11 protein-coding genes, 11 tRNA genes and 1 rRNA gene are annotated in these 11459 nt (G+C 52.5%); 2 read left to right on the top strand and 21 right to left on the bottom strand.

Annotated features, from left to right (window positions below; translation table 11 throughout):
• From ETR37_RS14955 to ETR37_RS14895, 13 genes are all read right to left on the bottom strand, one after another.
• Window positions 1–120: ribosomal RNA gene (locus tag ETR37_RS14955) — 16S ribosomal RNA — on the bottom strand; the annotation flags it as partial.
• A gap of 118 nt (window positions 121–238) precedes the next feature.
• Window positions 239–312, bottom strand: a tRNA-Gly gene (locus ETR37_RS14950).
• Window positions 313–333: 21 nt separating this feature from the next.
• Window positions 334–407, bottom strand: a tRNA-Pro gene (locus tag ETR37_RS14945).
• 4 nt (window positions 408–411) lie between these two features.
• Window positions 412–488 (bottom strand) — tRNA-Arg (locus ETR37_RS14940).
• A gap of 76 nt (window positions 489–564) precedes the next feature.
• A tRNA-Leu gene (locus ETR37_RS14935) sits at window positions 565–647 on the bottom strand.
• 15 nt (window positions 648–662) lie between these two features.
• Window positions 663–744, bottom strand: a tRNA-Leu gene (locus ETR37_RS14930).
• A 5-nt stretch (window positions 745–749) separates the two neighbouring features.
• A tRNA-Lys gene (locus tag ETR37_RS14925) sits at window positions 750–825 on the bottom strand.
• 147 nt (window positions 826–972) lie between these two features.
• Window positions 973–1047: transfer RNA gene (locus ETR37_RS14920), tRNA-Gln, on the bottom strand.
• A gap of 14 nt (window positions 1048–1061) precedes the next feature.
• Window positions 1062–1137, bottom strand: a tRNA-Asp gene (locus tag ETR37_RS14915).
• A gap of 32 nt (window positions 1138–1169) precedes the next feature.
• Window positions 1170–1241 (bottom strand) — tRNA-Glu (locus ETR37_RS14910).
• A gap of 19 nt (window positions 1242–1260) precedes the next feature.
• Window positions 1261–1353: transfer RNA gene (locus ETR37_RS14905), tRNA-Ser, on the bottom strand.
• 7 nt (window positions 1354–1360) lie between these two features.
• Window positions 1361–1435 (bottom strand) — tRNA-Asn (locus ETR37_RS14900).
• Window positions 1436–2063: 628 nt separating this feature from the next.
• Complete coding sequence (locus ETR37_RS14895; protein WP_013144047.1) at window positions 2064–2513, bottom strand: SprT family protein; 450 nt, start codon at window positions 2511–2513, stop codon at window positions 2064–2066.
• An 89-nt stretch (window positions 2514–2602) separates the two neighbouring features.
• On the opposite strand from ETR37_RS14895, the gene cmpA reads away from it, so the two are divergent.
• Window positions 2603–2716: a cortex morphogenetic protein CmpA gene (gene cmpA, locus ETR37_RS14890; protein ID WP_013144046.1), complete on the top strand. Its 114-nt coding sequence runs from the start codon at window positions 2603–2605 to the stop codon at window positions 2714–2716.
• 18 nt (window positions 2717–2734) lie between these two features.
• On the opposite strand, the gene ETR37_RS14885 is transcribed toward cmpA, so the two are convergent.
• The 6 genes from ETR37_RS14885 to acpS all read right to left on the bottom strand — a co-directional run bounded on the left by ETR37_RS14885 (window position 2735) and on the right by acpS (window position 8814).
• Window positions 2735–4900 carry a Tex family protein gene (locus tag ETR37_RS14885; RefSeq protein WP_129447463.1) on the bottom strand — a complete coding sequence of 722 codons (2166 nt, stop codon included), beginning with the start codon at window positions 4898–4900 and terminating at the stop codon, window positions 2735–2737.
• Between the two features lie 265 nt (window positions 4901–5165).
• Window positions 5166–5516 (bottom strand): type II toxin-antitoxin system endoribonuclease NdoA, encoded by a 351-nt coding sequence (gene ndoA, locus ETR37_RS14880; RefSeq protein ID WP_003253417.1) that lies wholly within the window; start codon window positions 5514–5516, stop codon window positions 5166–5168.
• 4 nt (window positions 5517–5520) lie between these two features.
• Entirely contained in the window at window positions 5521–5802 is a 282-nt protein-coding gene (locus ETR37_RS14875; RefSeq protein ID WP_011229742.1) for a CopG family ribbon-helix-helix protein, read from the bottom strand.
• A gap of 126 nt (window positions 5803–5928) precedes the next feature.
• On the bottom strand, window positions 5929–7083 hold the full coding sequence (gene alr, locus ETR37_RS14870) for an alanine racemase (RefSeq protein ID WP_129447462.1): 1155 nt from the start codon (window positions 7081–7083) through the stop codon (window positions 5929–5931).
• 248 nt (window positions 7084–7331) lie between these two features.
• Window positions 7332–8345 carry a LolA family protein gene (locus tag ETR37_RS14865; RefSeq protein ID WP_013144042.1) on the bottom strand — a complete coding sequence of 338 codons (1014 nt, stop codon included), beginning with the start codon at window positions 8343–8345 and terminating at the stop codon, window positions 7332–7334.
• Window positions 8346–8424: 79 nt separating this feature from the next.
• A complete protein-coding gene (gene acpS, locus ETR37_RS14860; RefSeq protein WP_129447461.1) occupies window positions 8425–8814 on the bottom strand; it encodes a holo-ACP synthase in 390 nt (129 codons plus the stop codon).
• 113 nt (window positions 8815–8927) lie between these two features.
• Between acpS and ETR37_RS14855 the strand changes: the two genes are divergently transcribed.
• The gene (locus ETR37_RS14855) at window positions 8928–9545 is read left to right on the top strand and encodes a rhomboid family intramembrane serine protease (protein ID WP_011229737.1); all 618 of its coding nucleotides are present in this window, start codon (window positions 8928–8930) and stop codon (window positions 9543–9545) included.
• A gap of 11 nt (window positions 9546–9556) precedes the next feature.
• On the opposite strand, the gene cshA is transcribed toward ETR37_RS14855, so the two are convergent.
• Complete coding sequence (gene cshA / locus ETR37_RS14850; protein ID WP_013144041.1) at window positions 9557–10960, bottom strand: degradosome RNA helicase CshA; 1404 nt, start codon at window positions 10958–10960, stop codon at window positions 9557–9559.
• A gap of 60 nt (window positions 10961–11020) precedes the next feature.
• The coding region (locus ETR37_RS14845) for an alpha/beta hydrolase (protein ID WP_205728150.1) at window positions 11021–11459 on the bottom strand (439 nt) is incomplete at its 5' end.

Raw genomic sequence — 11459 nt, 5'->3', positions numbered from 1 at the left:
TGTTACTCACCCGTCCGCCGCTGACCAAATCAGAGCAAGCTCCGCTTTGGTCCGCTCGACTTGCATGTATTAGGCACGCCGCCAGCGTTCGTCCTGAGCCAGGATCAAACTCTCCAAAAGAAAGTTGATTGGCTTTTTGCTTCAGCCGCAGCACCAAAGGCGCTAAGCGGCCTCCGCTTTTCGTTGCGCTTCGTTTCGTTCAGTTTTCAAGGAACAAAATAATCCTATGGACTCTTCATGGAGCGGGTGATGGGAATCGAACCCACGACATCAGCTTGGAAGGCTGAGGTTTTACCACTAAACTACACCCGCATAATATTTAGTTTAACAAAATCGGGAAGACAGGATTTGAACCTGCGACCCCATGGTCCCAAACCATGTGCTCTACCAAGCTGAGCTACTTCCCGATGATGGCGCGCTCGAGAGGATTCGAACCCCTAACCTTCTGATCCGTAGTCAGATGCTCTATCCAATTGAGCTACGAGCGCAATAGATTATTGCACCAAAGAGACGGATTACATTTTAGCAACTCACTGTGTTGCTGTCAATAGTTTATCTAAAAAATGCGGTCGAGAGGACTTGAACCTCCACGGGGTCGCCCCCACTAGGCCCTCAACCTAGCGCGTCTGCCATTCCGCCACGACCGCATATTGACTAATCAGTGCGGGTGGAGGGACTTGAACCCCCACGCCGTGAGGCGCCAGATCCTAAGTCTGGTGCGTCTGCCAATTCCGCCACACCCGCTAATATGGTGAGCCATGGAGGACTCGAACCTCCGACCCTCTGATTAAAAGTCAGATGCTCTACCTACTGAGCTAATGGCTCATGGTTGGGTATACACTCACAGTGAACGATGTCCCTTCCTCTACAAGCATATTCAAGGAAGCAAGATGCGTCGGGACAACTTGCAACGAACTCGAAGATGTAGCGCTCGTTACTGAGCGAATGGCTCATGTATGTAACACATAAAAATGGCTGGGCCAGCTGGATTCGAACCAGCGCATCACGGAGTCAAAGTCCGTTGCCTTACCGCTTGGCTATGGCCCAGCGATTTAGTGCAATGGCGGTCCCGACGGGACTCGAACCCGCGATCTCCTGCGTGACAGGCAGGCATGTTAACCACTACACTACGGGACCACAAATCGCGGGGATCACCCCGCGCTATTCAGTGACCCGTACGGGATTCGAACCCGTGTTACCGCCGTGAAAGGGCGGTGTCTTAACCACTTGACCAACGGGCCACGCATATACGTATTGGAGTGGCGGAGAAGGCGGGATTTGAACCCGCGCGCCGTAAAGCCACGACCTAACGGTTTAGCAAACCGTCCCCTTCAGCCACTTGGGTACTTCTCCAAAGAAATGGCTCCGCAAGTAGGATTCGAACCTACGACCTACCGGTTAACAGCCGGTTGCTCTACCGCTGAGCTATTGCGGAATGATGAAAAAATTATATGTCATGCATATCTTTACGATGTGCTCGTTGCCTCTTCCTCTGCCAGCTAATTCAAGGAAGCGAGATGCGTCGAGGCAACTCGCAGCCAATTCGAAGATGTGAGGCTCGTCGCTGAGCTATTGCGGAATGATGTTTGACAATCGACATTGTTTATTATATTGAGCAACTTGTCGTTTGTCAATACGTTTTCCCGCAACTTCCTCTGCTGTTTTCCGCCGTTTAGCGACGGCTTTTATAATTTAGCACACGATCATCCTGATTGTCAACCTTTTTTCGCAAAATGTTTTGTTTGATTATGGGCGTTGACTGGACATTATAGTTTAACAATTCTTGACGAAAAGGTAGCTTGTCTATTTTCTCGACTGACGAACACCAAGGCGTGACGGAAGACCGAACAACCACCCGCTTCACAGACCCATGCATGGGTCTGAAAGCGGCGTTGTTCAGTCGCCCGACAGTCGATCGGGCTATGGAAAAGCTGCAAATGTTAAAGTTTCAAATTGCATCTACTCTGAAAATACCTGAGCTTCAAAATGTGTAAAACTGTAATATTCGACATAGAGATATTTTCATCCTTCCGATGGCAACCAAATTTTTCTGTCATGGGAGTCTAGGATCGTTTGAGCTTGCTTCGGCAGCGGCCGCAAACATAACGGTCTATGTTGATCCGTCTTTTGCGGCGGTAGGTGAGGCCGCATGACGTGCAAATGTATGTGTAGATCGTTTTCGGCGCTTTTGTATTTCGAGCAAGCGGACGACAATAGCGAGGCGCCCCCACTTTTTGCAGCAGTTCGCGGAAGTCGCGGTCGCGGTGGCGGTAGCCTTTTCCCTCAAGGTGCAAGTGGTAATGGCAAAGCTCGTGTTTGATGATGGCGATCAATTCTTCCTCGCCGAACTGCTCGTAATGTTTTTTATTGAGCTCAATGTTGTGCGTTTGCAACATGTAGCGCCCGCCGGTGGTGCGCAAACGAGGGTTGAAGAAAGCGGTATGGCGAAACGGCTTGCCGAACACGCGAATGGAAATTTGTTCGACAAGGGCTTGCAGCTGCTTTTGGTCCATGGCGGGTCTCTCCTTCATCTTTTGGCACAGGACAATTCACCATTACATACATATATATTACCTTTCCACTGTCAGGGAGGTGACTGATTTTGCCTACATGGCTGAAAAATCAGATGAGACGAGCCTACTATGAGAAAAACCGTGAGCAAATTAAACTGTTGAACCAATGCTGGTTTTTTTATCGGAGAAAACACTGCTCCTAAGGCAGTGCTTTCTCCATTTCACTCTTTCGGCGGCACCATCGACAGCGATATTCTTCCCTTCGCCACATCGACATGCTCGACCCATACTTTGACGACGTCGCCGACCGAAACGACATCGAGCGGATGGCGCACGTATTGTTTGCTTAGTTTGGAAATGTGCACGAGCCCGTCCTGTTTGACCCCAATGTCGACAAAGGCGCCGAAGTCGACGACGTTGCGCACGGTTCCTTCCAGCTCCATGCCTGGCTTCAAATCTTCCATCTTCAACACATCTTTGCGTAATAGCGGCTTGGGCAGCTCGTCGCGCGGATCGCGCTCTGGGCGGCACAACGCGTCAATGATGTCGCGCAACGTCAGTTCTCCGATGCCGAGCTCGGCAGCCACCATCTCGACTTCGATGGCTTGCAGCGCCTGGCGCAGTTCATCACTGCCAATGGCGGCGGTCGTAAATCCTAACTTACGCAACAGTTGCTTCACTTCCGCGTACCGCTCGGGGTGAATCGGCGTGCGGTCAAGCGGTTCGTCGCCATCAACGATGCGCAAAAAACCGATGCACTGCTCGTACGTTTTCGCTCCGAGCCGAGGAATCGTTTTCAGCTCTTCGCGGTTGCGGAATTTCCCTTGCTCTTCGCGACGCTTGACGATGTTTTCTGCAACGGTTTTCGTGAGCCCGGACACGTACTGAAGCAGGGAGACGGAGGCAGTGTTGACGTTGACACCGACTTGATTGACGACCGTCTCGACGACGAAACGAAGCGACTCGGCAAGCTTTTTTTGCGACACATCGTGCTGGTATTGGCCGACGCCGACCGATTTTGGATCGATTTTGACAAGCTCGGCGAGCGGGTCTTGGACGCGGCGGGCGATCGAGACGGCGCTCCGCTCTTCGACTTGCAGGTCGGGAAACTCAGCGCGTGCAAGGTCGGAAGCAGAGTAGACGCTCGCTCCTGCTTCATTGACAATCAAATAAAAAATATCGCGTTGCACATGCTTCAGCGTGTCGGCGACAAACTGTTCGGTTTCCCGAGATGCTGTTCCGTTGCCAATCGCAATCATATCAACGTGATCGTCATCAAGCAGGCGAAGAAGTTTCGCGCGCGCCTCTTCTTTTCGCTCTTGCGGCGGATGCGGATAGATCACATCAATGCGAAGCAGTTTCCCCGTTTCGTCGACAACGGCGAGCTTGCACCCAGTCCGATAGGCTGGGTCGATGCCGAGCACCGTTTTTCCTTTGAGCGGCGGCTGGAGAAGCAGTTTGCGCAAGTTTTCAGCGAAAATATGGATGGCCCGCTCCTCCGCTTTCTCCGTCAACTCGTTGCGGATGTCGCGTTCAATGGCAGGCTCCATCAGCCGCTTGTATCCGTCCTCGATCGCTTCTGCCACGATGGGAGCGGCCGGGGACGATTCATCAGCGACTGTTTTTCGCCGCAAATAGCGAATGATGTCCTCAACAGGCGCCTTGATCGAGACGCGCAGCACCTCTTCCTTTTCACCGCGGTTTAACGCCAACACGCGGTGCGGAACGATTTTAGCGAGGGGTTCCTCGTAGTCGTAGTACATTTCGTACACACTCTTTTCGTCCTTTTCCGGCGCTTTGGCAACCGAAGCAATCGTTCCTTTCCGCCGCGTCTCGTCGCGCACCCATTGACGAAGAGCAGCGTCATCTGCCACTTTTTCGGCGATGATATCTTTCGCACCTTGAAGCGCCTCTTCAACGGTTGCGACTCCTTTATCTTCGTTGACGAACATTTCGGCCTGTTGTTCCGGAGTTGGGGCCGGTGGACACGAAAGGAGCCATTCGGCAAGGGGTTCAAGCCCTCTCTCTTTTGCGATGGTTGCTTTCGTGCGCCGCTTTTGCCGATATGGGCGGTATAAATCTTCGACTTGTTGCAACTTCGTGGCCTCAAGAATGTCGCGCTTTAACTCTCCCGTCAACTTCCCTTGCTCGTCAATGAGGCGAATCACTTCCTCTTTCCGTTGCTCTAAATGCTGCAAATACTCCCATCTCTCAAGCACTTCACGAATTTGCACTTCATCGAGCGCCCCAGTCATTTCTTTCCGGTAGCGGGCGATAAACGGGATCGTGTTTCCTTCTCGATGGAGCGCAATGACGTTTTCGACTTGCTTTGCTGCCAGCTGCTGCTCGGCGGCAATGACTTCAATGAGCCGCTGTTCGTTAGCCAAGCGATTCCCTCCTTAATGACATGGAAAATAAAAAAGCGCTACCTGTACGCAGCTGCTTTGTGAAACAGTATACATAGATGAAAATGGAAGGACAGATCGTTCCGGGAAGACCGATCTGCCCGTCTCACCAACGTGAACACTCGATAATCAAGACCGATGCCGCACGTCAACGCCGCTTTCCCCATCCGCTCGGCCGCCCGTTGGCAACCGAAAACGCCGTTTCTCCTGTTCGCTGTTATGCCAAAAGCAAAGGTTTTTCGCTCTATCAAAAGTCGATCAGTCCTAAGCTAATTTGCAGCGCCTCATCGACTTTATCCATCATTTCATCGTCCAAATGAGTGATTTTATCGGTCAGCCGTTGCTTGTCGATCGTGCGAATTTGCTCAAGCAAAATGACCGAATCGCGTTCAAACCCGTAGCGTTTCGCGTCAATCTCGACATGCGTCGGCAGCTTCGCTTTTTGGATTTGCGCCGTAATCGCCGCGACAATCACCGTCGGGCTAAAACGATTGCCGATATCGTTTTGGATCACCAACACGGGGCGCACGCCGCCCTGCTCCGAGCCAACAACCGGGGAAAGGTCCGCAAAATACACGTCGCCACGTTTGACAATCAAAGCATTACCCCCCGCTAACTAAGCGTTCAACGGTGTGGTCGGCCTCGTATTCAGCATGAAACGCTTCAGAAGCGATAGATAAATTGATTTTCGCCATTTCCATGTAGCCTCGTCTCATCGCCTCGCGAATTTGCCGTTTCTTCCGCTCGCGAATGTACATTTTCGTCGCTTGATAAATGAGTTCATTGCGGTTGCCGTTTTCCTGCTTTACGAGCACGTCCAGTTCTGTCAGCAGCGACTGCGGCAAACGAACGACGATTTCCGCTGTTGCGCCAGATTCCGACACAAATATACACCTCCACGAACTGCAGCCATTGATTGCTTCCACTTCATGATACCATTAAACAACGGCGCTGCAAAGTCATTTCTCCATTTTCTATCCTTTGTCTTCCGAAGCAGATTATGCATCGCTTCATCCGCGGCCAACGGCGTTTCTCACTTCCATTATACGCTTATTTCGGAAAAAAATACGGGGCACCCGGTAGCTGATCGTGCACGGCACTTCATAATTGATTGTGTCCAAATGGCGGGCGACATCATCGATGGAAATGACTTCGTCCCCTTGGCGGCCAATTAATGTCACCTTCGTCCCGACAGGCAGCGGCTCAGGCAGGCGGATCATGCATTGATCCATGCAGATACGGCCGACGATCGGCGCCCGCCGCCCGCCAACAAGCACATGAAAGTGCTGCAACCTTCGCAGCCAGCCGTCCGCATAACCGATTGGAATCGTGCCGATCCACTCTTCCGTCTGCGCGGTGTACGTCGCACCATAGCTCACCTTTTCGCCTGGTTGCAGTTTTTTGACGTGTACAAGGCGGCTATGGAGCGAAAACGCCTCTTTCAATTCGTATGGGAGGAGCGGCTTGATGTCCGGCGATGGGGCGAGCCCGTACATCGAAATGCCAAAGCGAACCATGTTGAACGCTCGATCGGAAAAACGAAGGGCCGCCGCGCTGTTGGCGCAATGAACGAGCGGCGGCCGCGACGGCAGCCAGTCAAGCATATGCAAAAAGCGGGCGTATTGATAAGAAAAGTAATCCGTATTCACTTCATCAGCGGTCGCAAAATGCGTATACACCCCTTCAAGCACAAAGGGCGGATGGCGATCGATCAAGGCCGCTATTCGCTTTGTCTCCTCTTCGTCTTTAACCCCAAGCCGTCCCATTCCCGTGTCCATCTTTAAATGGAAATGAATCGGGGTCGAACCGTTATACAGCGATGACGCCTTCTCGAGCCAATCAGAGCGAAACACGGTTAAGGCGATGCGGTGTTCGGCGGCCAACGCCACATCCTCGGGACGAGACGCCCCAAGCACTAAAATCGGGGCATCGATGCCTTTTTTTCGTAAGGCAAGCGCCTCGTCCAAAAAGGCGACGGCCAAGCGGGAAGCGCCCGCTTCGAGCGCCGTTGCCGCCACTTGGGCATCGCCGTGCCCGTAGGCGTTCGCCTTGACAACGGCCATAATTTGCGTACCCTCCGGCAAAAAGCGGCGCAAATTCGCGACGTTGTCGTAAATGGCGTCCAAATCAATTTCCACCCACGTATCGCGGTGAAACTCGTCCATCCTCTCTCGCTGCCTTTCTAGTCATAGCCAGTTTGAAAGCGCTTGAATCGATTGGATTCCTTTTTTAGTTTACCATGTTCCTAGGGAAGAAGGAATAGGATGAGCGGCGGAAAAATGAGAAAAACGGCGGAAAACATTGGAGATCGCAACGATTCGTCCACTGTCCTGCCTTCACTGCTTCTGCACAAAAACAAAAAGCAGCTTCTCCGCTTCAACGCGGAAAGCCGCCTGTTTGCAAAAACGCACTGTCATTTTGCCGCTTTTTCTTGCACTGAGCTGGCGACCATCACCATTTCTTCCGGCGTCAAATCGTCCGAGGCGAGCGTAAACTCCGCCCCATTGTACCACCATGTCAACGTTCGGTCGGTGAGGGCGCCAATGGTGAATCCTAAATCAACCGGGTCGCCGTTGACAAGAACTGGCATGCTTGTCGCCGGAAGCACATCCGCTTTTTCTTGCACAAGCGTAAACGATTTTTTGCCGCCGAATGTCATAATGACGCGCGTGCCGTTTTCACCTTTCACTTCTTTTTCCTCGAGCGCTTGAACCCCTTTCGGAAGCTGACTCGGGTACATGACGGCCATCACTTGCTCTTTTCCTTCGGCCATCGTTGGCACCTCAAGACGGGCGCCAGTCATGTTTTTCTTTGTATCAAACGCATCATCATCAAACTTTTTGTTAAACTCGACGTTGGAAAATTCGACCGTCAACAGCGCTTTCCGGTCCGTATCCATCACTTTGACCGAGACGGGCGCCAAATCTTTTTTGCGCAGTGTAATCTCTTGGGTTGGAACGACTTCGCTGTTCGGGTAGTTCGTTTTCGTCTCAAACACATAGTAATCGTCCGTCGCCTTAAACTTCGCCTTCGAATCGCTCAAAATGTCTTTGACGAGCGATTCGTACAAATACGCTTGGCTGCTGTTTTTCGGCCAATCGCTCACAAACTTGAAGGTTTTGTTGAGCGCCGGCGTGAAGACGAACACCCCTTCGTCATTGCGCAAAATCATTTGGCTTTGTCCTTTGTCGGCGTTTTTCAAGCTGACGCGGTAGTAGGACGGCTGCTTGTGCCACACTTCGACATGATACACTTGCGGCTTTTCCCCGGTGCGGAACGTCATTTTCGCCTCAGCCTGATAACCCGTCATCTCATCGACCTTTTCATCAAGCGCCTTCAGCACCTCTTCCTGCGATTTCGACCCGCAGCCAGCCAAAGCAAACAGAAAAATGATGCCGACCAACGCCATCAGCACGTTTCTGCCCATCGCTTCAACCCCTTTGCCTCATATATCGATTTCTACCCATGCACTACAATATATGAGACAACTTTCGGGAATATGCAGACTAGCCATGGCAAGCATCAGCCGGCGTCATCGGTCCAAGGCGCTCAATGACGACTTGGGCGACGGCGTAATCGCGGCTATGGGAAATGGACAGATGAACCGTCTCGCCATCGCGGCGGGCAGCAATGCTCGGCTTTCCGTGCTCATCGGAAATGATCTCGATGTCTTGAAACGATAGATGCCGCCCGATCCCCGTTCCGAGCGCTTTGGCGTACGCTTCTTTCGCCGCAAATCGCCCAGCGAGAAACTCTGCCTGTCTTGCGGGCGGCAACTCGCCAAACTGCGCTTTTTCACGCGGCGTCAAAATTCGCTCTGGAAATTTGCGGCTCCGCTCAAGAAGGGAGCGGATCCGTTCCAACTCTACAATATCAATGCCAATGCCGACGATCACTGCTTCCTCACCTATCCTATCCGCCCTGATGGTCCGACAAATTTTTTATGAGAGACCCGCATAAGATGGCTTATAAAAAACGCCCCATTTCCGCGAAGAAGGGAGACCAACCCGTGTTTCAACATGCAAGCGATGTCCGCTCATTTGTCCGCCTTTATCCCGTCGTTGCCGCCTTATTATTGGTCCATATCGCCGCATGGCTGTTGTTTTCTCTTCCCTTGACAGCGCTTGAACCCATTTGGCAATACGCCGTCGGGACGAACGGCGCGATCCGCCATGGAGAGTACTGGCGGCTTGTCAGCCCAATCGTGCTGCATCGCGATTTCCACCATATGGCCGTCAACAGTTTGTCCTTATGGCTGTTTGGCCCCTGGCTGGAGCACGCACTTGGGAAAAGAAAGTTTTTGTTTCTGTATATCGGAGGCGGAATCGGCGCCAATGTCGCCACTTTATTCCTTCTGCCGCCGCTGTACACCCATGTCGGGGCGTCGGGCGCCATTTTCGCCTTGTTTGGCATGTACAGCTACCTCGCCCTATTCCGCCGCGACTTAGTCGCCCCCCGCCACGCCCAGTTGCTGCTTTCGGTCATGGCGGTTCATTTGCTGCTTGGCATCATGACACCAGATGGGAATTTATTGGCCCATCTATTTGGCTTCGCCGTCGGCGGCCTGCTTGCCCCCTTTTTGTCCATCCGCCCCAAGCGGCCGTCGTTTTACATGCCTCGGCTATGAAAAAACGGCGCTTAATGCGCCGTAATCCGCCGTTTCTTCGTCCGGCTGCGGGCTGAGCCGTCCGGGCGGCCGCCCCGTTTTTTCTCCCGCTTGACCGCTAAAGGCGGCTCTTCCGTCAATTGCACCGGCGTCGTATCCGGCTCGCGCGTCAACATTTTCAAGCAGGCAGCGACAATCGTTACCGAATCGTGCTCTTCAAGCAATTCTTCCGCTGCCCGTTTGTAAAATGACAGGTTTTCGGTCTCCACGACGTTGAGAAGCTTTTCGATCGCGATACGCTGTTGGCCTTCGAGCGCCTCATCAAGTGTCGGCGGCTTCATCCGCTCCATTTTCCGCTTCGTCGTCCGCTCAATATGGTGAAGCTGGCCGATCTCCCTTGGAGTGACAAACGTCATCGCCACCCCTGTCTTGCCGGCGCGCCCGGTGCGCCCAATCCGGTGGACATAGCTTTCCGGGTCTTGCGGAATATCAAAGTTGTACACGTGCGTTACGCCGGAAATATCCAAGCCGCGCGCCGCAACATCCGTCGCCACTAAAATTTCAATCGCACCTTCCTTAAACTTGCGCAGCACCGACAGCCGTTTCGCTTGGCTTAAATCACCGTGAATGCCTTCCGCTGCATAGCCTCGCAAGTTGAGCGCCTCCGCCAGCTCATCGACACGACGCTTCGTGCGGCCGAACACGATCGCGAGCTCCGGCGCCTGAATATCAAGAAGCCGCGTCAAAATGTCAAATTTCTTTTTCTCGTGCACTTCTAAGTAGTACTGTTGAATGTTCGGCACGGTCATTTCCTTTGCCTTCACTTTGACAAGTTCCGGCTCGTTCATGAAGCGCTCGGCAATGCGGCGAATCGGATCCGGCATCGTCGCCGAGAACAGCAACGTCTGCCGCTCGGCCGGCACATGGCTTAAAATCGCCTCAATATCTTCGATAAAGCCCATATTGAGCATTTCATCCGCCTCATCGAGAACGACCGTATGCACATGCTCAAGGCGGAGCGTCCCGCGGTTGATATGGTCGATAATACGGCCCGGCGTCCCGACGATCACGTGCGGATGTTTTTTCAAAGCACGGATTTGCCGCTCGATATCTTGACCGCCGTAAATCGGCAAAACGCGCACGCGCTTGACGGCGCCGATTTTGTACAGCTCTTCTGATACTTGGATGGCGAGCTCACGCGTCGGCGCGACCACAAGCGCCTGAATGGCGCCGTTTTTCACATCCACTTTTTCTACGATCGGAATGCCAAACGCCGCCGTTTTCCCCGTTCCGGTTTGCGCTTGACCGATTACGTCTTTATTTTGCAGACTGAGCGGAATCGTCTTTGCTTGAATCGGAGTCGTCTCTTCAAACCCCATCCGCTCGATCGCTTTCATCACTTCTTGGCTTAATCCTAATTCTTGAAATGTCGTCAATGTTATTCAAACTCCTTATAAAAAATCGTCCCTTTATCCGAGAGAAAGGTTTGACAGTTATCATACCATGTTATGCGGTGATTTGCAATGATGGGCATGGGCAGCGCGCAAAAATGTTTCCACCTCAGCAAACAGAACGTGCCGATCGATACTATGACAAACATGATGGAACGAATTGGGCAAAAGCAACAGCTTTTTTTCCGCCGATCCAATCTGCTCATATAAATAATAGGCGCTTTTTAGCGGCACGATCCCATCTTTTTCTCCTTGCACAATGAGCGCGGGTGCCGCGACGCGCGGAAGTCGGGGACGCACATCGCGAACGAGTTTGCGAAACTCCCTGACAGCTGAAAACGGGGTCGCCATCATTTTGTTTCGATAGCGGAGAAACAGTGGGTGCTCCCGCGCTCCTTTCCATCCATTGGCAAACATCTCGCGGATGTCGCGCCATAATTGGTGTGAGTAAAATATTTGTGGGTGACATTCAGGAATGATTCCC

Source organism: Geobacillus sp. PK12, assembly GCF_004123125.1.
In the GTDB taxonomy this organism is placed as follows: domain Bacteria; phylum Bacillota; class Bacilli; order Bacillales; family Anoxybacillaceae; genus Geobacillus; species Geobacillus zalihae.
This window is presented reverse-complemented; position numbering and strand designations above follow the sequence as displayed.